This window comes from Halococcoides cellulosivorans (assembly GCF_003058365.1).
GTDB classification, from domain to species: Archaea; Halobacteriota; Halobacteria; order Halobacteriales; family Haloarculaceae; genus Halococcoides; species Halococcoides cellulosivorans.
Window position 1 is genome coordinate 2,264,673 of the sequence record NZ_CP028858.1, and the last position, 20,970, is coordinate 2,285,642.

At 67.3% G+C, this 20,970-nt stretch carries 13 protein-coding genes; 5 read left to right on the forward strand and 8 right to left on the reverse strand.

Translation table 11 applies throughout. From position 1 onward, the window contains the following. The first annotated feature begins 167 nt into the window (after positions 1-167). Positions 168-1,160, forward strand: a complete 993-nt coding sequence (locus tag HARCEL1_RS11215) for an ATP-binding protein (RefSeq protein ID WP_108384270.1) — start codon at positions 168-170, stop codon at positions 1,158-1,160. Here the strand turns inward: HARCEL1_RS11215 and HARCEL1_RS11220 are convergent. From HARCEL1_RS11220 to HARCEL1_RS11230, 3 genes are all read right to left on the reverse strand, one after another. Then, positions 1,157-2,572, reverse strand: a complete 1,416-nt coding sequence (locus HARCEL1_RS11220; RefSeq protein ID WP_108383583.1) for a cellulase family glycosylhydrolase — start codon at positions 2,570-2,572, stop codon at positions 1,157-1,159. The genes HARCEL1_RS11215 and HARCEL1_RS11220 overlap by 4 nt on opposite strands. 83 nt (positions 2,573-2,655) lie before the next feature. Continuing rightward, positions 2,656-3,918 carry a family 43 glycosylhydrolase gene (locus HARCEL1_RS11225; protein ID WP_108383586.1) on the reverse strand — a complete coding sequence of 421 codons (1,263 nt, stop codon included), beginning with the start codon at positions 3,916-3,918 and terminating at the stop codon, positions 2,656-2,658. Between the two features lie 81 nt (positions 3,919-3,999). After that, entirely contained in the window at positions 4,000-5,712 is a 1,713-nt protein-coding gene (locus HARCEL1_RS11230; protein WP_108383588.1) for an endo-1,4-beta-xylanase, read from the reverse strand. A gap of 85 nt (positions 5,713-5,797) precedes the next feature. Here HARCEL1_RS11230 and HARCEL1_RS13450 point away from each other — a divergent pair, with 85 nt between their 5' ends. Further along, a complete protein-coding gene (locus HARCEL1_RS13450) occupies positions 5,798-5,950 on the forward strand; it encodes a hypothetical protein (RefSeq protein WP_159077112.1) in 153 nt (50 codons plus the stop codon). Between the two features lie 66 nt (positions 5,951-6,016). Here HARCEL1_RS13450 and HARCEL1_RS11235 read toward each other — a convergent pair whose 3' ends face one another. Beyond that, the gene (locus tag HARCEL1_RS11235) at positions 6,017-7,078 is read right to left on the reverse strand and encodes a TrmB family transcriptional regulator sugar-binding domain-containing protein (RefSeq protein ID WP_108383591.1); all 1,062 of its coding nucleotides are present in this window, start codon (positions 7,076-7,078) and stop codon (positions 6,017-6,019) included. 66 nt (positions 7,079-7,144) lie between these two features. Continuing rightward, on the reverse strand, positions 7,145-8,329 hold the full coding sequence (locus tag HARCEL1_RS11240) for a polysaccharide lyase (RefSeq protein WP_159077113.1): 1,185 nt from the start codon (positions 8,327-8,329) through the stop codon (positions 7,145-7,147). A 382-nt stretch (positions 8,330-8,711) separates the two neighbouring features. Between HARCEL1_RS11240 and HARCEL1_RS11245 the strand changes: the two genes are divergently transcribed. Further along, positions 8,712-9,845, forward strand: coding sequence for a Cdc6/Cdc18 family protein (locus HARCEL1_RS11245; RefSeq protein ID WP_108383596.1), 1,134 nt, complete (start codon positions 8,712-8,714; stop codon positions 9,843-9,845). On the opposite strand, the gene HARCEL1_RS11250 is transcribed toward HARCEL1_RS11245, so the two are convergent. The 3 genes from HARCEL1_RS11250 to HARCEL1_RS11260 form a co-directional block, all read right to left on the reverse strand. Then, the gene (locus tag HARCEL1_RS11250) at positions 9,823-11,511 is read right to left on the reverse strand and encodes a PAS domain-containing sensor histidine kinase (RefSeq protein ID WP_108383598.1); all 1,689 of its coding nucleotides are present in this window, start codon (positions 11,509-11,511) and stop codon (positions 9,823-9,825) included. The two genes, HARCEL1_RS11245 and HARCEL1_RS11250, sit on opposite strands and share 23 nt — an antisense overlap. Positions 11,512-11,552: 41 nt before the next feature. Beyond that, positions 11,553-12,725: a glycoside hydrolase family 16 protein gene (locus HARCEL1_RS11255; RefSeq protein ID WP_233357335.1), complete on the reverse strand. Its 1,173-nt coding sequence runs from the start codon at positions 12,723-12,725 to the stop codon at positions 11,553-11,555. 142 nt (positions 12,726-12,867) lie between these two features. After that, a complete protein-coding gene (locus HARCEL1_RS11260) occupies positions 12,868-17,481 on the reverse strand; it encodes a S8 family serine peptidase (protein WP_108383601.1) in 4,614 nt (1,537 codons plus the stop codon). A 429-nt stretch (positions 17,482-17,910) separates the two neighbouring features. On the opposite strand from HARCEL1_RS11260, the gene thsA reads away from it, so the two are divergent. Both thsA and HARCEL1_RS11270 read left to right on the forward strand, forming a co-directional pair. Next, positions 17,911-19,599, forward strand: a complete 1,689-nt coding sequence (gene thsA / locus HARCEL1_RS11265; protein WP_108384273.1) for a thermosome subunit alpha — start codon at positions 17,911-17,913, stop codon at positions 19,597-19,599. A 964-nt stretch (positions 19,600-20,563) separates the two neighbouring features. Beyond that, the gene (locus HARCEL1_RS11270; RefSeq protein ID WP_108383604.1) at positions 20,564-20,878 is read left to right on the forward strand and encodes a hypothetical protein; all 315 of its coding nucleotides are present in this window, start codon (positions 20,564-20,566) and stop codon (positions 20,876-20,878) included. Positions 20,879-20,970 lie beyond the last annotated feature (92 nt).

The window sequence follows — 20,970 nt, forward strand, 5'->3', positions numbered from 1 at the left end:
TGCGTCACCCCGGTCCGCCCGCCGGCCCGCCCAAAAATATAACAGATTGCCCCGCCGAATTCTTCATCGGAGCCCAGGAGGTCACCGTGTCTCACGAATCCGAACAGACCGGGGGACTCGATCCCCCCGCCCCCGACGAGACGAGCGATGCCCAGCAGATCGGTGAACTGGTCGAGCGGTTACGGGAGTTCCGCGACCCACACCAGTCCGATCCAGCCAGCGACGGCGTCCTGATCGACCAACTCGAAGAGGTCGAACAGCGACTGCTGGCCTTCGGGCGCGCGCTCGGTGGCGACCCCAACGACGTGACTGACCTCCCCTTCACCGAGGAGGCGGCCCTCCACAGCATGCCCGAGCCACTGTACGTCCGTCACGACCGGGAGATGCTCAACCAGATCACGAGCTGGCTGCTTCAAGACCAGCACATCGGGTTGATCAGTCCCTACGGCACGGGCAAGACCGCGTTCCGCGAGATCGTCCGTCGTGATCTGGGCAATCACGACGACTTCGTCGTCGCCTTCCTGGACAATCCCGAACAGACCACGCCCCGAAAGCTGTACGCGACCGCGCTCGAAGCCGCCTACGACGCGGGCTATCGCATCGACACCAGTGAGTTCCGGCAGGTCCGAGACGGCATTCCGTGGGTGACCGAGGACACCAAAGCCGCCGTCAGCGCCATCGTCGACATGATCCGCGACGACGGCGGGACACTCCTGCTCGTCATCGACGAGATCGAAGTCCTGCCCGAACAGCTCATGTCGACGATCCAGGTCGCCGGCGACACCGGCGTTCGCCTGTTCTTGCTCGGGACGCCCGAGGGCAAGCGCCGCCTGGCGGAGTTGCGCGGCACGCTCGATTCACGATTGCGCTACTACGAGGGGATCGATCCGTTCGACCCGAAACACGTCTCGGAGTACATCGCGCGCTCGATCGCGTACTTCCGCGGCGAGGAGTTCGACGGCACGCGCCCGGGGCTGTTCACCGAGGACGCGATCAAAGACATCCAACGGCGGACCGACGGCGTCCCCCGCGAGGTCCGCATCGAGTGTCGCGAACTGTTCACGCGCGCGGCGTTCGTCTGGTATCGCACCGGCCAGGACATCGACCGCATCAAGATCACACCCGAACTCCGGCATCGGCGGTTCGGGATGGGCCGTTAGATCCGCTCGAACAGCGCCAGCACGTCCTGGGAGTCGACGTCGCCGTCGCCATCGAAATCGAACATCGTGGGCGTGTTCTGGACCGCCGGCGCGTCGGTGTTCTGGAACAGCGTGTTCACGTCGGGGAAATCGAGGTCGCCGTTCCCACTCACGTCCTCGAACACCCCGTCGCCGTCGGGATCGGTCGGGCGAGCGTCCCCGAGAATCGGGGGTTCCGGGGGCGAATCGCCCCCACTCGCGGCGTCCGCGAGCCACTGGCGGATGAAGCCGCCGTGCTCCTCGGGGCCGTCTTTGAGGGCCCAGGGCTGACTACTGTCGCCGGTCTCCTCGAAGAAGGTCGGCGCCCACGAGTGATCAAAACACCAGCCGAACCAGCCCACGTTGTCGTACGAATCGACCCACTCGCGGAACGGCTCACCCCACCCCGAGGTCGTCCCGTAGCCCTCGTCGTCCTCGGGGAGGCTCGGGTCCCAGCCGAACTCCGTGATGGCGACGGGCACGTCCTCGGCGGGCGCGCCGTACACCGAGTCGAACTCCGAGGGCTGGCCGTTCGGCGGGTAGATATGGCCGGCGTAGACGAGATTGTCGCCCTCGAAGGGGTACTCCGGGGCGAAGTCCGTCCGGGAGGTCCAGGACGGCGAGCCGACAATAATCGGCGTCTCGGGCGCGTGCGCGCGGATCTCGTCGACCCAGGGCTGGGCGGTCTTCTGCCAGAGTGTCCACGACTCCTGGCGGTTCGACACGTCGCTACTGCCGTACGATGACCACGCCACCGGCAGCGTCGGCTCGTTGAACAGTTCGTACAGCACGTGGTCGTCGTCAGCGAACGCGGGCGCGACGGCGCTCCAGAAGTCCATCAGCAACTCGTCGGTCGGCACGCTCGCGTCGAAGCCCAGATCGTCGATCGTCTCGGCCCACCCGTCCGCGACCATCCCCTCGGCGTTCGCCCGTGTCTCGACGTACGGCCGGATCAGATGGAAGTCGATCATGGCGTACACGCCCCGATCGGCCAGAACGTCGACCGCCGGGCGCAGCAACTCCTCGACGACGTACGCTGGGCCCTGCTCGATGAAGGGCCACTCCGTGACGGGCAGTCGGATCGCGTTCGGCTGCCACTGTTCGCCGTCGGTCGCCCGCTCCAGGACCTCCGTCGTCGAGAACGGGTACCAGTCGTTGGCGATGAAATCGAGCCCCGCGGTCGCGAAGCCTCGCAACTCCACGTTCTCGCCGGCCGGATCTCTGATCCAGCGGCCCTCGGTGTGCAACGGTGGCGTCGACCCGCCGACCGCGCCCGCCGTCCCGACGAGGCCGCCCGTCGTGACGCCGGCGACGCCCGCCCCCGTCGCCCGGAGGAAGGTTCGTCGATCGATCGTGCGCTCGATACCGTCGATGGCGCTGCGGTCCCCTCGCATCGTCCGTCGTGTTCGGTCCCCGGCCCCAAATATATTCGTACAAAAGTTTGATTAAATTATCCAGTACGCAGATCGAACGCCGATCAGACCGACTCGAACAGCGCGAGCACGTCCTGGGCGTCGACCGTCCCGTCGCCCGAGAAGTCGTACGCGTCGGCGTGGTCCTGGACGGACGCCGACTCGATGTTCTGAAACAGCCGATTCACGTCCGGGAAGTTCAGCGTCTCGTCGCCCGAGAGGTCCTCGTATCGGCCGTCGCCGTCCAGGTCTCGCGGGACGGTCCCGTCGATCGGATCGGGGCCCGTCGGCGCGGAATCGACCGTCGGACGCGGATGCTCCCGACAGGGCTGGCCGTCACAGCCGACGACCGGCCAGTCCGCGTCGTCGAACCGAATCCGGTCGACCATCAGCCGTCGCCCCGGATCGTCTCCGAGCGCTTCGATGTGATACAGCATCCACCAGTCGCCCGCCGCGTCCCGAATGGCCGTGTTGTGACCCGTCCCGACGAACTCCTCGGTCGGGGAGAGGACGGCCTGGCCGGCGTGGTGGTCGTGAATCGTTCGGAGATCGCGGCCGTCACGCGTGCGATACGGGCCGAACAACGATTCGGACCGGCCGACCTCGATTTCGTAGGTACTCTCCACCCCGTCACAGCAGTGCCCCGTCGAGCAAAACAGGTAGAAGTAGTCGTTCTCACGGACGAGCATCGCGCCCTCACGGTTGTCGCCCGCCAACTGCCAGGCGGTCCCGGGGACGTAGTCCATCCCGTCGGGCGTCAACTCGACGCCCCAGATGCCGAAGAAACTCCCCCAGATCAGGTACGGCGTGCCATCCAGGACGACCAACTCAGAGTCGATGCAGTTGGTCTGCGAGAGGTCCTCGTTCCGGAAGACCGGGCCGTGGTCGGTAAAGGGGCCCTCGGGGTGGTCGGCGGTCGCGACTCCGATCCCCGGGTTGTCCTGACTGCCCCACGTCGAGTGCGAATAATAGAGATACACGCGATCGTCGAAACGGTTGACGTCGGGAGCCCAGAAACCCGCCTCGGGGTCGCCGTGCCAGTCGGGGTCCCAGTCGACGGCCTTGCCCTGTGGCTCCCAGGTCACCAGGTCGTCCGACCGGGCGAACGCCCGCCCGGTGCCGTAGACGTAGTACGTGCCCGACCACTCGATCACCGAGACGTCACCGAACCCCGGCGGGCCCGTCGGATTGTGGAACTGCCCGCCGGTCTCGTCGGCCACCCCCGATCGGGTGGCCGTCCCGATTCCCCCGAGTGCCGCCGTCGCGCCCCCTATTCGGGCCAGCATCGACCGACGACTGAGTCCCCCCGCGCCCGGATCCCCGTGCATGGCTCCGTACTACGGTGTCCACCGACAAATGAATTTCTGCAGAGCCGTTCGCAGCGAACGTAACGGTAGCGCGAGGACCGATCAGACCGACTCGAACAGCGCCAGGACGTCCTGGGAGTCGAGGTCGCCGTCGCCGTCGAAGTCGTAGTACTGGGTGTTGTCCTGGGCCACCGTCGAATCGGTGTTCTGGAACAGCGTGTTCACGTCGGGGAAGTTCAGTTCACCGTCGCCCGAGAGGTCCTCGTACAGGCCGTCGTCGTCGGGGTCGGTCGCGCCCTCGGGCCAGTCGGGGCCCTCGGGCGTCGGATCGACCGACCCTTCGGCGTCGACGGTGACCGTGACCTGCGTCGTCCCGCTCGAATCGGTGACCTCGACGCTCGTCGTACTCGACTCGCCGTCCGCCGTGGCGGTGATCTCGTGACTTCCCAGGTAGGCACTCGTCACGAACACGCCCGACCCGTCGGCGGTGCCGGACTCGCTGGTCCACCACTCGTCGAAGACGAGGTTCTTCCAGACGTCGAGCGCGGGCTTTTCGGACCAGTCGTCCTGGAAGAACGGCGCCTCGTTCTCCCAGTGGCGACCGTCCCAGAACCCCCAGATGATGAAGTCGGTCACGTTGGGGTGACCGTACGCCGTCTTCATCCAGGTGTACATCAGATCGGCGCGTTCGTCCTGGCCGTTCCAGTCGCTGCCGTTGTACATGTCGAACTCGGTGATCTTCAGGTCGGCGTCGTAGTCGGTGAAATTCGAGAGGCGCTCGTTGATCTCGCTGTAAGTCAGCCGACCGTCCGGATCACTGTTGTTCTCGCCGGGGTTAGAACTCCGCGCCCCCACGTGGCTCTGGAACCCGATCATGTCGATATCGATGCCGTCGTCGATCAGCGACTCGATCTGGCTCTGATATCGGCCCTCGGTGTACGGCCACTGGCCTTCGAGGGTGTTGAAGTCGTTCACCCCGATATCGATGTCCTCACCGGCGACGTTCTGGGCCGTCTCGTACCAGTCGGTGAGTTGATCTGACGTCCACGGGAGCACGTCGCCGGTCCAGGGCTCTTCGGAGTCGATCTGGTCGCCGTAGATCGCCTTCTGCATCGCGAAGTGATGCATCGCCTCGTTTACAATTTCCCACTCGTCGACCTGGCCCTCGTAGTGGGTGATGATCTCTTCGATGTGCTCGGTCGAGCGCTGTTTGATCGTCTCGGCGTCGCCGTTGTCGATCGCCGTCTGGACGTCGTTGGGGATGGCTCCGACGCCGGTCCGGCCCCAGACACAGACGTGGCCACGGACGTACAGGTCGTGGTCGACCAGCCACTCCGTACACCGGTCGGCACGGTCGGTGTTGTCCTCCCAGAACTTCCACTTGTGGCCGTTCTCCAGCACCGCGGTGTTGAACAGTTCGGGGATGACCTGCCGGTACTGGTCCCCGTCGCTGTACTGGTCCCAGACACGGGCGTTGACCGCCGTCCCGAACCCGTAGTCGTGCTCGGTCATCTCGACCGAGACGTCGGCGTTCGGGATCGGTCGCCCCTCGGGGTCCTCGACGACGACTTCGAGGTCGCTGGTCTGGTTCTCGGCAATCCGCTGGTCGGCCAGTTGTTCCCAGTCGGGGTCACGCCGGTCCTTCCAGTGAGTCTCGGCGCTCGCCGGCGTTGCCGACGCGCCCAGCAGCGTCGCCCCACCCGCGACGCCCGCCGATTTGACGAACGATCGCCGGTCGACGTCGAGGTCTGTCAGTCGCTCGGTGCCCTCCGCCGCGCCGCCCGCGTCCGCGTGAGTATCGGGTGTCTCAGTCATGAATGGAAAGTTGGGCGCTCGATTTCGAGCGCCCGTGTGATCGGACCGAAAGCGAGGGGAACCGCCAGTCCGTGTTCGTCCGCCGATGCAGTGGGGGACGGCCCTGGTCCGCACGATCGCGGACGGTGAGTCGGACCGGCCCAAGATGGTGTGGGTCGACGATCGTCTCGTGGACCCACCCCCGGACCGATCGTCGGGTGCGGCCGATCTCCCCGGTATTAATTTCGGCACGGCGTGAGTAAATATTTGTCGGTAGTTTGATTCGACATGTGATGTCGGAGACTCGAATCACCACGGAGCGACATCACTCGTCGCGGTGTTCGAGTGTGACCGACCGGGCGACGTAGTCCTCGACGCTCGCGCCGGGACTCGCGATCGTGACCTCCCTGTCGCCGGTATCGAGCACGAGCACGCGTTCGAGGGAGAACCGTTTCTCGCCCGGTTCGATCATGCCCTGGGACACGTCGACGACATCGCCAGTCAGCGTCTCCGTCCGCCCGGTGTCCGTCGAGGTCCCCTCGACGGTCGCCGTGAGCGGGGTGCCCTCTCGCCGGTGGAGTGTCGCGTGGACCAGCGCCCACGGGAACACCTCGAAGGTGTGAGGGAGTTCGACGGCATCGGGAACGGCGATTTCGGTGCCGAGACGCCACTCGTTGCCCAACAGCGACCCGATGACCCGGGGGGCCATGTTCCGCTGTTCGAGATAGATCGCCGGGCTGTACGATCCCGCGGATGCGCCGGCGGCGTTCGGGATGACATAGAGCGCCTGGAAGTAATCGACACCCAGGCCCGCCTCGTCCCACGTCGCGAGGTCCTCCCAGACCCGGACGACGCTGGCGATCTCACCGAGCGGGCGGCCCTCGATGTCCGCGCCGTCTTCGGTGACGACCAAGACGAGGACGCCGCGGTCGACCGCCTCGCGGAGTTCGGGCGCGAGGTCTTCCAGCAAGTCCCGCCGCGCGACGAGGATGAGCCACTCGGTCGCACTGGTGATCATCGACCGGCAGCGATCGACGACCGCCGGGCGGTGGTTGAGCACGTCGACGTTCCCGATCGGATCGCTGGGTTTGGCGTACTGGCTCTCGATCCGGTCGAGGATCTTGTCGTGGCTTTTCGACATCACGGTCTCGACGTGGTCCGGTGGCGACGCCTGGATCACCGTCGGCTGGAGGTGATCGTTCACGTCGACCAGACCGCGCCGCTCCAGTCGCTCGACGATGCGATAGACGTGTCTCGACGTGACCTCTGCTCGATCGGCTACGTCAGACACGCGCGCCTCGTTGAGATCCAAAACGGCGACGTAGACGTCGATCTCCGCCTCGGAGAACCCCCACCGTTTCAGCTCCCGCCGGAGCTCGTCCGCCATTCGTTGCAGCTACGGTCTCGACGCACAAATAAGGGGTCGTCTTCGGGGCGCGGCGTCGGCCAGCGATCAGATCGACTCGAACAGCGCGAGCACGTCCTGGAGGTCGACCACGCCGTCACCCGAGACGTCGTACGCCTCGACGTGGTCCTGGACCGCCGCCGACTCGGTGTGCTGGAACAGGCGGTTCACGTCGGGGAACGCAACTTTGCCGTCGCCGTCGATGTCCTCGTGGAGGCCATCGCCGTCGAGATCGCGCGGCGTCTCGCCCTCGATCGGGTCGAGATCCGGGGTCGGGTCGGTCGTCGTCTCCGGAGTCGTGGTCGACCGATCGGGCCCGTTCCAGATCGGCGCCTCGGAGATCACGAACTCGTCGTAGTAGATGTGTTCGTCCCGGGAGTGCGCCCACTTCGGCGTGTTCCCGCCGCCGAAAAACGAGGAGAAATAGAATCGGTTGATCCCCCGGTCGGGGACGTCCCAGAAGCGGAGATCGCGCCGCTCGAAGACCTTCTCGCCGTCGAACCAGCCTTCGAGGACGCCGTCGTGTTCGCCGGGCGTGTTCATCACGACGTGGTGTTCGATCTCGTGGGTGCGATCACGCTCGAAGTAGACCTGCTCACCGCCGTCGTCCCAGTGCATGTTCTCGCCGTACTCGCCGGGTTGATCGGGGTGATAGACGTAGAACATCGCGAGCCCACGGTCCGGGTCCTCGTCGATCGGGTCGCGCCACATCATCCGGGCAGACCAGCCGTTCGTCCCGTCGGGGTCGTCACCGCCCGTGACCGCATACACGCCGTCGGCCGACCCGATCAGACCGGGGAGTTTCCCGCCCGCGTTCGAGAACTCGAAGCCCGCGCCGAACCGGACGCGGTAGCCCAGATACAGTTCGTCGTAGTGACGGCCGAGCGGGACCATCATGTCGACGCCGCCATTGCCGTTCCCGGCCTCGCCCGCGGGATACTGGGTGTCGAGCATCGTCGCGCCGTCCTCGCGGACGACGTCGACGTAGGTGGTATCGACACTCCAGGGGTTCAGGCCGTCCCACTGGGACTCGTCGACCGTCCAGTCGCCCACCGGACGGTCCTCGAAATCACGGTGGAGCACGACGGGATCGTCGCTCCGGACCGACGCCGGAAGGCCCGCACCGAGGACGCCGACCCCGAGCGCGGCCAGCACCGCTCGCCGGGTGGGCGTCGCGTGTCCGTGCAGTCGTGGTCTGGTCGGTCGGGCCATGAGTTGGTTTCGACCGCTCACTGTATGGTTAGATCGTGGAGGATCATAATCGTGTCCCCGTCCTCGGACCGGGTCGTGACGCTACGCGGCCAACTCCGAACGGCGCGCACGTCGGGGTCGTCGGCCCCGAGGCGCGCGTCGACGCCGTGGTGGGCCCCCCCACTCGGCCGGTGCCCTCCCCACTCGACCGTACAGACGGGCGTGTTTGAATACTCCTGAACCGGTCCCGCATCCGACAGACCGGGTGTTCAGGACCCCCGACGCGGTGGCCGGGGCGCCACCGAAGACCGGCGTGCCAACCCGACCCGACGCACGGATCGCGTCCGGACGAGGTCAGGATCGCACGACGCCGTTCCGACCGTCGGAACGAACTGTTTTCGGTGTCGGCCGACTGTGTCGACGTATGGCGTCCGCATCGTCGGATCGGGTGTTCACCGATCGGTCACTGCTGGATCCGGACACGATTCCGGCGGTCTTCGAGCATCGCGATGCGGAGCGTGACGCGCTCCGGACGGTCCTCTCGCCCGCGCTGTGGGGGTCCGGCCCGGCGACGGCACTGATCACCGGTCCGCCGGGCGCGGGCAAGCGCACCACGGTCGCGGTCGTCACCGCCCGGACCGACACCCCCGGCGATCGGCCCGCGCCGCGACTCGTCCCCGTCGCGTGTACGGGAGAGGCGACGGCCTACGACCTCGCGATCACCACGACGAACACGCTCGCCGGCGAGGACGTTCTCGCCGCGAGTGGGTACACGCGCGAAGCGGCGTTCGGTCGGCTGCGCGACCGGATCGTCGACGCTGCGGCCCCGCCCGTCGTCCGACTCGACGGCGTCGAGCGACTCGACCCCGCCGAACTGGAGGGGTTTCTCGGCGGGCTGTGCGACGAATCGGCCGCCTGTGGAGTGGTCGCCGTCGCTGACGACCGCGAAAGCCTCCCGCGTGGCGTGCGAGAGCGGTTTCACGGCGCGATCGACGTCGCGCCCTACGACACGGCGACCGAACGGGCGATCCTCAGCGACCGTGCCGAGCGGGCGTTCACGGACGGGGCCTGTCCGGCCGCGACCGTCGAGCGAGCGCTCGACCGCGCCGACCGCGGACTCCGGGACGCGCTTCGACTGCTCGACAGTGCTGGTGACCGGGTCGCGTCCGCAGGCCGCGAGACGGTCGCCCCCGACGACGTCGACGCCGCCGACCGCACCCTCCGCGAGCAACGCCTGCGCGACCGGATCGACGACCGATCGCGCCACGAGCGACTCACGCTGGCGGCCGTACTCGACGGCGATGGAGCCCAGCGGTTCGCGGACCTGTACGCGAACTATTGCGATCGATGTGCGGCCGCCGACGTCGACCCCAACCGCGAGCGGTCGGTCCACAACTACCTCGACGCGCTCGTCACCAGCGGCCTGCTGACAGCCGAGCGTCGCCGCTCACCGGCGGCTGGCACGCACTTCGCCTATCAGGCGGCCGTCGACCGCACCGTCCTCCGGCAGTCGCTCGTCGCCGTCGACGACGCAGTCAGTAGATCCGAACGCCAGTGAACGTCACTCGGGCGCCACCGCTCGGGCCGTCACCGATCGTCAGCGTCCAGCCGTGAGCGCGGGCGATCGCCGCGACGACCGCCAGCCCCGACCCCAGGCGGTCGTCGCGCTCGGACCTGCCGTACTGGAGGACCTCCGAGCGACGCCCCGGGGGGATGCCGGGGCCGTCGTCAGCGACGAAAAACCCCTCGTCGATCGTCCCGATTCGAACGGTCGGGGCGGGCCCGGCGTACGTGGACGCGTTCTCGAACAGTTCCGCGAGCAGCGTTTCGAGCAGGCCTGGATGGGCGTCGATCACCGCCGAGTCCACCACGTCGAGCGTCGAGTCTGCTCCCGGACTGACGCGGTCCTCGTCCGGGCTCCGATCGCCCCCGCCCGTCCAGACCGCTCGCGCCCGGTCAGCGAGGTCGGTCGCCGCGGCGGCGTCGGGCAACTGGCGTGTCTGGAGCAGCGTCCGGAGGTCCGCCACGGCCGCCCGAATCGCCGGTCGGTCGTCCGGGTCATCGCCCCCGAGTCGCGAGGCCAGGTCGGTGCGGAGGATCGTCTCGACGGTCTCCAGGACGTCGGCCTGGATCGCGGCCCGTCGCTTGGCCCGCCAGCTATCGGTGTCGTCGATGGCGATGCCGATCACGCCCGCGATCTCGCCGTCGCGGTACCACGGCACCTTGAGGTCGGTGACGGCGAACCGCTGCTCGTCGGCCGTCAGACGGACGTTCTCGCGCTCGATCACCGGCTCGCCGGTCTCGACGACACGCTCGTCGGTCTCGCGGAACCGCTCGGCGTTGGCGTCGGGGTACAGATCGAAGTCGGTCTTACCGATCACGTCGGCAGGGACGTGGTGGATCGTCCCGTCGGGCGCGTCGATCGTCGACGTGTCGTCGGCCATCCCACCGACCAGCGCGTGGCTGACGGCGACGTGTCGGCCCTGTCGGTCCTTGACGTAGATTGACAGCGGCATCTGATCGAGCAGCGAGTCGAACATCGACACCGACGGGTGTGTGCCACGGTCGGCCCCGGTCGGAGCGCCGAGCGCGCCGACGAGACGCTCACCGTCGCGTCCGACCCACAGCAAGCGGGACGGAGCGGACTCCTCGGCGGGCAGCGTCACCGACAGCGGGCGACTATCGGTCGCCGCGCTCGCGAGGTCCGTCGCGCGCTGGTCGAACACACTCGACACCGGCGCGTCGATCAGCGCCGCGGCCGACCGGCCCACGCAGTCGGAAAAAGCCGCGTTGACCGCGCGGAATCCGCCGTCGTAGACGAACGCGGGCACCGGGATCGACGCGATATCGACCGTCGCCGCCCGGTGGGACGCGGTGAGTTCACGCAGGTGGTGTGCGACGATGCGGGCCGTGCGATCGGTACCGTCGTCCCGAACCGCCCGGATCGACGGCTCGTCGAGCAGGTCGGCGGGCATCGCTGCCGCCTCGCCCACCAGGACGATCGGGAGATCGGGTGCTCGGGCCCGGAGGTCGACGGCACGCTCGACGTGTGGGCCGGCGAGCACGACCGCGTCGCCGTCGGCGGCCCCCTGAACGGTCTCGAACTCCCCGACCGCCCGCACGTCGAGTGCGGCCATCTCCTCGACGACACGGCCGGGTGGTGTGACGGGATCACCGAACGTGCCGACCGTGAGGACCGTCACTCGGTCTGTGCCACCGGTCATCACCCGTCGTTCGCCGGTCGAGAACAAAGGTCGTTCGACACTCAGACCGACTCGAACAGCGCGAGCACGTCCTGGGAGTCGACCACGCCGTCACCCGAGAAGTCGTACGCGTCGACGTGGTCCTGGACCGCCGGCGAGTCGGTGTGCTGGAACAACGCGTTCACGTCGGGGAAGTCGAGTTTGTCGTTGCCCGAGACGTCCTCGTACAGGCCGTCACCGTCGAGGTCCTGCGGGACGCGACCGTCGATCGGGTCGACCTCGGGGGTCGGCGTCGTGGTCGGCTCCTCGGTCGTGGTCGTCGTCGGCGTCGACTCGACGGCCTCGAACTGGCGGACGTAGTCGACGGTCATCCGCTGTGGGAACTCCGTGGAGGCGTCGGGGTAGCCCGGCCAACTGCCGCCGACGGCGACGTTGAGCAGGAAGAAAAACTCGTGATCGAACACCCACTGGTTGCCTGCATCCTCGACCTCCGAACGGGTGACGTCGTGGAAGTGGGTGCCGTCGACGTACCAGTCGATCCGGTCTGGCTGCCAGACGATCGAGTAGGTGTGCGCCGACTGCGAGAAGTCCGTCCCGGCGTCGGTGTGGGAGGTGTTGATCCCGTCGGCGCCCGAGTAGCCGGGGCCGTGGACGGTCGCGTGGATCGTGTCTGTATTGTGACCGAGAAACTCCGCGACGTCGATCTCGCCGTCGTCGGGCCAGCCGTAGCCGCCGAGCATCCAGATCGCCGGCCAGAGCCCCTGGCCCTCGGGAAAGGTCGCGCGGACGTCCAGGCGCCCGTACTGCATCGTGTGTGCGCCCTGAGTCTTCAGACGACCGGAGGTGTACTCGTTGACCCCGTTCGGGGCGGTCTCCTCGCGGGCCTCGATGACGAGTGATCCGTCCTCGACGAAGGCGTTGTCACCCGCCGTGTAGTACTGTTCTTCCTCGTTGCCCCACGGACAGGTGCTCTTGTGGCGTCGGTTTTCACCACAGCCACCGCCGGTCTCGTGTGTCCAGGCGTCGTCGATCGATCCGTCGAACTCGTCGCGCCAGACCATCTGCCAGGACTGATCGCCGGGGGCGTCGATCGCGGGCGCATCGTCCGGGACCGCCCGTGCGGCACCCATGGCGGCGAGGCCGCCGACCACGCCCGCCCCGACCGTCGAGAGGAAGCTCCGGCGAGTTCGGTCACGGGTCGATACTGTGCGTCGATCGGTGTTGTCGTCGGTCATGGTGGGATAGGGTCGCGGTCCGCTCGCGGACCGGACACAGGTGTCTATTCTCTCAACGGGACGCACAATGAAAAGATCTTCCTGAACGGCCACTCGACGACCGATCGAGTGAGCGACCACTCGTTCAGCACCCCGTCCCCACTCAGACGCGGCGCACGACGAGTGCCGCCGCGACGAACGCGAGGACGCCGACGAGCGCACTGATCGGGCCGAGCGGGAGGCCGCCGTCGGCGGGGCCAGCACCACCCGCGTCGGTCGTGCTCTCCGTCTCCGGGGTCGACGTCGCCGTCGGATCGGGCGCACTCGTGGTGGTGGGCGTCGCGGTGGTCGGGACCGGCGTGCGGACCGCGTCCGTCGGTGCCTCCGTGGTGATCTCGATGCGGTCGTCGACCGCGACGCCACCACCGCCCGAGTCGTCGGTCGCGGGCGCGGACTGGACGGCGAGCGAGGTCGCGACCGACTCGTTCGCGCTCGCGAGGCCGACGGTATGCTCACCGGCGTCGACCGCGTGTCGAACGGTGATCGTCCGACGCTGCCCCGGTGCGAGTGTGATCGATCGAGAGGCGACGACGCGGTCGTCGACGGACAGTTCGATCGGCGCGGTCCAGTCCGCACGGCCCAGATTCGTCACCGTCGCGGTGGCCGTCACCGAGCCATCGGCCGACCCGATGTCGACCGCAGAGAGGCCCAGATACCGCGCGCGCTGGCGGAGCCGAACGATCGCGCTTTCGTTGCCCCCGACGGTGCGCGATTCGGTCGTGTAGCCCGCTCGCTCGACGGTGAGCGTGTACGACCGATCGGGCAGCAGGCCGTCGACGGCGAACGCACCGGTCGCGTTCGTCGAGACGGTCCGGCCCTGGGGGCCTTCGACGGCGACCGTCGCGTTCGCGACGGCGTGGTCGTCGCGGTCCCCGAGCACGCGACCCGCGATCCGACCCGTCGGTGCCTCGACGGTGAGGGGGGCTGTGAGGCCACTGCCACCGGCGGCGATCCGCTGGGTGTGAGCGCCCAGCGTCGCGTTCGCGGGGACAACCCAGGAGAGTCCGACCGTTCGCGTCTCGTTCGGAGCGAGTGCAATCGTCGTCGAATTGCGCTCGACACCGTCGGCCGAGTACCGGATCTCGTCGGTCACGGTCGTCGCGCCGGCGTTCTCGACCGTGGCGCCGAGCCGCACGCGCTCGCCAGGCCGGGCCCGATCTGGCAGATCGATCGCGGTGACCTGGAGGCCCTCGGATGGCTCACCGAGGAGTGCGTAGGTGCCCGGCAACGCGACGTCGTCGGCCGCGGCCCGGCGGTCGTCGTCGGCAGCGGCCGTCGCGGTCCAGCCCCCCGACGCGTAGCGCGAGAGGGCGAGCGTCGTGAGATCCACGGCCCCGATCGGCCCGGTGTCTCGAACGCCGAGGTCGAGTGTGGCCGACGGCCCCCGCTCGGTCGCGCGGAGCGCGGGACTGACACGCTCGCGGTCGTCGGGCAGGGCCGGCGGCGTCGTCCGCCGAACGGTCACGTTCCGGCCGCTCGCGGCGATACTGGCCGACCCGCGGACCGAGAGATTCCGAACGGTCGCCGTCGACGGATCGACCGCGCCGAAGGAGATCGACCCGTTGGTCACCCGAGCGTCGTCGATCGTGGCCTCGCTGCCGTTCTCGATCGCGATCGCCCGGTCGGCCCCGGAGACGGTCGCTCCCGAGACCGAGACGTTCCGCGTCGTCTCGGGGAGGGCTGCCGAGGAGCCGTTGTACGCTCCGACACGAAGGCCCTCCGGAGCGTCCTGAACGGTCAGATCGGTGATCGTGGTCCCGCGGACCGACTCGATGTCGACGCCGGCGCCCCGGACCGTCGCCGCGGAGACGGTGGCCTTCGACTCGACGATCTGGATGCCCGACACGGCGGTGGGGTCGTCGACACGCACGTCGACGTCGCGCACCGTCCCGTCCGTGACGAGAAACAGTCCGCGTGGCCGGAGTTCGGCCAGTCCAGACGGCGACCGAGAGGGTCGAGACGAGTTCTCGACGTCGACATCGAGGTCACGGACGGACACGTTCGACCCCTGGACGATAGCGCCGATCTGAGACACGTCGGCCGAGGCGTTCCGAACGCTGACACCGTTCGAAAAGAGCCAGTAGCCGGTCCTCGCGTCCCGAACGGTCGTGTTGGAGATCGATCGCATCGGTCCGTAGGTATCCACCCCCAAAGAGACGTTCTCGAACTGCGAGTCCGTGATCGACCCGCCCGCCGCGTCGGCCCCACCGAGCGAGTAGAACAGCGGGTAGTGTCGGAATCCAGTGGTGACGTCACGAACCGTGGTGTTCCGGACGGTCACGCTCGGGCCCTCGTTGGCGATGCCCGTCGTCACGTTCCCCTCGATCGTGAGGTTCGTGATCGTCACCTGGGGACTGCTCGCGATGGTCGCGATGGCGGTCGAACTCCCGCGCGTCCGACTGACGAAGCGCAGCGGGGCCGCGTCGGGACTCGCGGTGATCGTCATCGGCCGCACCACGGCGAGTCCGGTGTCGAACACGGGCCCGGCCTGTGTCGATTCGGCCGACGCGTTCGGCGTGACGGGGATCGTCATCCGCTCGTCGTTCTCGAACCGGACCGTGGTGCCCGTCCCGGCAATGTTCAGCGCCGACTGGAGGTTCTCGGAGCCGACGTCGTCCGGGACGACGATCGGATCGGGGTGAATCCGGAGCGGGCCGACCGTCCAGTTCGATCTCGCAGTCCCGTCGCTGGCGACGAGTGTCAGGCCAACCTCCCCCACGTAGCCCGCGTCGGGCCGCATCGTGACGTCGACCGTCGACGCGTTCTCGGGCAGTCCGACGGTCTCGTTCGGGCGGACCGACTGGCCCGCCACCGACAGACCGAGGCCCGCCGACTCGGAGATCGGGTCGCCGTGGACGACCGGCGTGAGTTCCTCGGCGCTCGCCACGCGGACGCGCGTGGTGATGGTCTCGTTCGGGGACGCGTACTGATCGGGCCCGGACGACAACGCGATGGCGGGCGACCGCTCGGTGATCGAGAGGTTCACACGCGTCCGCTCGGCCGAGTCGACGGTCTCACTGGCGCGTTCCCACCCGAACTGGTCGGCCGAGACGGTGACCGCGCCGGCGGGGACCCGAACCGAGTAGGCCCCGCTCTCGTCGGTCGTCGTCGTGTATCCCGCCGCCCGGACGGTGACGTTGTCCGCCGGACGACCGTCGATGTGGACGACGCCGCTCACGGTCTCGGATCGGGGCTCCAGCGCCGCCGTGAGGTCGATTACGCCGTGCCCGGCCCGCCGGTTGACGGTACCGTTGCCGTGATACTGCTCGGCGGTCGATTCGAGGCGATATTGGACGCCGGCCACCGTCAGGTCGGGGTGTTCCGAGCGGAGCAGAGCGACCGCTCCGGCGACGTGGGGGGCGGCCATGCTGGTCCCGGACATCCGCCCGTAGCCGCTCGGAACCGCGCTGTAGACCTCGTACCCCGGTGCGACGACGTCCGGCACGACGTACTCGTCGGGCCAGTCGTCGGGCGCGTACAGGCCCCACGTGCGCGACGTCTGGACGCGCCGCCCACTCGAAAAGTCAGTCACGCGGCCGGTGTCGTCGACGGCACCGACCGACAGCGACGGATAGATCGACGCTGGCGATCCGGACGTTCCGACGCCCGAATTCCCGCTGGAGACGACGACGACCGTGCCGGCCGCACGCGCCCGCTGGACGGGTTCGATGAACAGCCCCCGAGCCGAGAGCCCGAGACTCAGCGAGATGGCGTCCGGCCGGGGCCGCTGTTCGATCGCCCACTCCATGCCGGCGATCACCGACGCGTAGGACGCGGATCCACTCCCGGTGGCGACCTTCCCGTGATACAGTGTCGCGTTCGGCGCGACGCCGTAGTGGGTACCGTTGGGTGTCGTCGCCCCGACGGCCGTGCCGCTCGTGTGCGTGCCGTGGCCGTGGGGATCGTAGGGCTCCGAGGGGACGTGGCCCCCGTCCATCGCGAACTCGGACCAGGCCTGCGGTTCGAGGTCCGGATGGGCCGTCGGATCGACACCGGTGTCGAGGACGGCGACGGTCGCGTTCCCGCCGCGCTGGTCGTACGACTGCCAGGCGGCGGTGGCGTTGATCAGTTCCAGGCCACCCGTCGCAGAGCCGTTCGGACGCCCAGTAGCCGCGAGCGCACGCGATTCAGTCGGCCCGACGCCGTCCGGGCGCGGCGCGATTCCGTCTGGCTGGCGCTGTGTCGCCCCCGGGACCGGCCGAACGCTCTGAGTCCCCGCGGCCCCCGTGACCGGAACGCGGACGTTCGGGTGGATGGCCGTGACGCCCGGAACCCCGGCGAGACGGTCGAGCGGCAGACGGTCGGTGTCGACCGTGACGAGCAGCGCCTGGCTCAGCCAGAACGTCCGATCGACGGTGATCCCGGATTGCGTCGCTGCAAACTGCTCGACCGGGCGACGGGCCTGCTCGGCCCGGGATTTGAGGTGTGAGATCGACGCCTGACCGCCGTGTCGTGAGTCCGGTTCGACCCGGACGATCACCTCGACGGTCCCGTTGGCGTCCCGAAGCGGAGGGGCGATCGCTTGCTCGTCGCTGGACGAGAGGGGACCGTCCGCCCCGCCGTCGTCGACGGGAGCGGTCTGGTTTCCGAGGGTTCGATCGGAGACCGACCGATCGATCGGTGACTGTCCATCGTCGAGGGGCACCGCCCCCGCGACCCCGCTCGAACCGACGAGCAGGGCCACGACGAGCGCGCCCAGGAGGGCTCTCGATGTCATGTATGGGTATCTACGGGTTTTTGCCGCCCCTGGCCCACCCGCAAAGGTCCCAGGGCGTCCGCATCTGTGATGAAACCGACAGCAACATATAAAAAATAATCGATCTGTACAGATGATATGGGTCGCCGTACTGTGATTCACGGCCCACGCCGACGCCACCACGCGCGTCGATCACCGGGTGGGCCCATCGACGACCTCTCGCTACGGTCCGAGCAGAAACACGACCGGTCGATCCGACTCGGTCGGTAGGGGTGAACGACATGCGGGTAAACGACGTGCGGGCGTGAACACACCAGACGGGCCGAACTTAAACCCGAGCGTGGCACGCGGGCACACGTCCGTACCGCATCCGGACGGGCCAGCGTTCGAACGAGACCACAGGGTTTATATAGAAGCACTTTCAATCCTCGGTTGATTATGGCACAACAGATGGGAAACCAGCCGCTCATCGTTCTTTCCGAGGACAGCCAGCGAACGTCCGGCAAGGACGCTCAGTCGATGAACATCTCCGCGGGCAAGGCCGTCGCGGAGTCCGTGCGGACCACACTCGGTCCGAAGGGCATGGACAAGATGCTCGTCGACGACGCGGGCAACGTCGTCGTCACGAACGACGGCGTGACCATCCTCGACGAGATGGACATCGAGCACCCGGCCGCGAACATGGTCGTCGAGGTCGCCCAGACCCAGGAAGACGAGGTCGGTGACGGCACGACCACCGCCGTCGTCATCTCGGGCGAACTCCTCTCGAAAGCGGAAGACCTCCTCGACCAGGACATTCACGCGACGATCCTCGCCCAGGGGTACCGCGAGGCCGCCAACGAGGCCCGCGAGATCCTCAACGACATGGCGATCGACGTGGACGCGAGCGACACCGACACCCTCGAACGCATCGCCTCGACGGCGATGACGGGCAAGGGTGCCGAGAGCGCGAAGGACACGCTCTCGGAACTCGTCGTGCGCGCCGTGCAGGCCGTGGCCGACGGCGACACCGTCAAGACCGACAACGTCAGCCTCAAGACGGTCGTCGGCGGGTCGATCGACGAGTCCGAACTCGTCGAGGGCGTCCTCCTGGACAAGGAGCGCGTCCACGAGAACATGCCGTTCATGGTCGAGGACGCCGACGTGGCCGTGCTCGACACGGCGATCGAGGTTCGCGAGACCGAACTCGACGCCGAAGTGAACGTCACCGACCCCGACCAGCTTCAGGACTTCCTCGACCGCGAGGAAGAGCAGCTCCGCGAGATGGTCGACGCAGTCGACGCCGCGGGCGCGGACGTCGTCTTCTGCCAGAAAGGCATCGACGACATGGCCCAGCACTTCCTCGCGGAGAAGGGCATCTTCGCCGCCCGCCGCGTGAAGAAATCCGACACCGAGTCGGTCGCCCGCGCGACGGGCGCACGCATCATCTCGAACGTCGAAGACCTCACCGCCGACGACCTGGGGTCGGCCGGCACGGTCGCTCAGCGCCCGGTCGGCGGCGACGACCACATCTTCGTGGAGGACATCGAGGACGCCAAGGCGGTCACGATGTTGCTGCGGGGCGGCACCGAGCACGTCGTCGACGAGGTCGAGCGTGCCATCGAGGACGCCCTCGGCGTCGTCTCCGTCACGCTCGAAGACGGGAAAGTCGTCCCTGGCGGCGGCGCTCCCGAGGCAGAGCTCACGCTCGGACTGCGTGATTACGCCGACTCCGTGGGTGGGCGCGAACAGCTCGCCGTCGAGGCGTTCGCGGACGCCATCGACGTCGTGCCGCGCACGCTCGCAGAGAACGCTGGCCTCGACCCGATCGACTCGCTGGTCGAACTCCGCAGTGCCCACGACGGCGGCGACACCACGGTCGGGCTGGACGCCTACACCGGCGACATCGTCGACATGGAAGAAGACGGCGTCGTCGAGCCGCTCCGCGTGAAGACCCAGGCCGTCGAGAGCGCGATGGAGGCCGCCGTGATGATCCTCCGCATCGACGACGTGATCGCCGCGGGCGACCTCAAGGGTGGCCAGACCGGCGACGACGATGACGAGGGCGGACCCGGTGCCGGCGGCCCTGGCGGTATGGGCGGCGGCATGGGCGGTATGGGCGGCATGGGCGGTATGGGTGGCATGGGCGGTGCGATGTAAGCGAGATTCGAACGAAGTGAGAATCTCGATACGGCGAGCGGGCCGTCAGGCCCGCGAGCAGCGAGAGTCTGAAAGACTCTCGACGACGCGAACGGGCCGCAGGCCCGTGAGCGGGAGAGGCGACGCGTAGCGAGGCTCTCCGATAGCGAGCGGGCGGCGAGGCGGTTGAAAACCGCCTCGAATTCGCGGCGCGGAGCGCCGCGCGATGCCCGCGAGCAGCGAGGTCGTGAACGAAGTGAACGACCTCGGAATGGCGAGCGGCGAACGGTAGAGAGCCGCGAGCAGCGAGCCCGGAAATCGCCTGACCCACTCTCCGCTCTGGAACCACCCCGACCCACTGCGGTCGGCGCTGTTGAATTGCGATTTTTCGACGAGTTCTCGTCTGGAGCAGTCGTTCGCTGAATTCTACCGGTGAGCCGAAATGTTTTGATGTGCTACCGAGATTGTCCCGCTATGGAGACAATAGAATCAGGGATTCTCGGTGTGCAGATAACGCTCGTCGGGTTGTTTCTCGTCGTATTCTTCGAGGGAGTGCATCCGTATCCGCTGGTGGGCCTCCTGTTCGGACTGGTCGGGACCGCCGTCGCATTCATCACCGGCAAAGGTAGACCGTTACAGGTAGTTATAAGATGTCGAAATACTGGAGGCCGGCAATCAGCAGGATGGCACCAATCAGTACGAGTTTCATCACCCATGATGGAACATCTTTTCGAATTCTGAAGCCCCAGTCCATACGAGTCAATTATCTGCCCGGTTATTAAAATACCAAGCCGGGTATCTGGTTATGAGACATGATTGAATCGCCCGCTACGTGGGTAACCTGTACGTACCGAAAGGGCCGACCAGATCGGGGCTGATTCTCAAACAGTTGATTCGGCGTGGAACAGCCCCTCTGAAGGTGTACGAACTACCCGTCCATACCATCAAGAAAACCCTTTAATATTTATAAGTAAAAAACAACTTGATGGACAGATCGAGCAAAGCAGTCGTTGGTGGCGGACTGCTCGTCGTCCTGTTCGCCATATTCTCCGGACTGATCGGGGTCCCGCTGTCGAGTGATAATAGTTGTCCGCCGTCACTCCACGTTTCGAACGCCGGTGCCGAAGAAACCAGTACCGGAGTGGACTACGAGAACCTCTCCGAGCGCCGCCAATCGGAGTTTCGAGATGCATTGCAGAGCAGTTACACCGAAATCGACACGACCGCGGACGCGTGGGTGAATACGTCTCGCGTGACCTACGACGGTGAAACGTATTCGACTGCTGTCGCAGTCTGCTAGCTGTATTTCACACGGCCGAACCCACTTTCCGGTCGACGCTGTTGAAGCGTTGTTCTTCTGATCCTCAATTGGCGATGGGAGCGGCCGTGCTG

Coding starts and splice junctions, on each gene's coding strand:
- HARCEL1_RS11220 (WP_108383583.1), bottom strand. CDS start 2,572: ATGCGAGGGGACCGCAGCGCCATCGACGGTATCGAGCGCACGATCGAT.
- HARCEL1_RS11225 (WP_108383586.1), bottom strand. CDS start 3,918: ATGCACGGGGATCCGGGCGCGGGGGGACTCAGTCGTCGGTCGATGCTG.
- HARCEL1_RS11230 (WP_108383588.1), bottom strand. CDS start 5,712: ATGACTGAGACACCCGATACTCACGCGGACGCGGGCGGCGCGGCGGAG.
- HARCEL1_RS13450 (WP_159077112.1), top strand. CDS start 5,798: ATGCAGTGGGGGACGGCCCTGGTCCGCACGATCGCGGACGGTGAGTCG.
- HARCEL1_RS11235 (WP_108383591.1), bottom strand. CDS start 7,078: ATGGCGGACGAGCTCCGGCGGGAGCTGAAACGGTGGGGGTTCTCCGAG.
- HARCEL1_RS11245 (WP_108383596.1), top strand. CDS start 8,712: ATGGCGTCCGCATCGTCGGATCGGGTGTTCACCGATCGGTCACTGCTG.
- HARCEL1_RS11250 (WP_108383598.1), bottom strand. CDS start 11,511: ATGACCGGTGGCACAGACCGAGTGACGGTCCTCACGGTCGGCACGTTC.
- HARCEL1_RS11255 (WP_233357335.1), bottom strand. CDS start 12,725: ATGACCGACGACAACACCGATCGACGCACAGTATCGACCCGTGACCGA.
- HARCEL1_RS11260 (WP_108383601.1), bottom strand. CDS start 17,481: ATGACATCGAGAGCCCTCCTGGGCGCGCTCGTCGTGGCCCTGCTCGTC.
- thsA (WP_108384273.1), top strand. CDS start 17,911: ATGGGAAACCAGCCGCTCATCGTTCTTTCCGAGGACAGCCAGCGAACG.
- HARCEL1_RS11270 (WP_108383604.1), top strand. CDS start 20,564: ATGGACAGATCGAGCAAAGCAGTCGTTGGTGGCGGACTGCTCGTCGTC.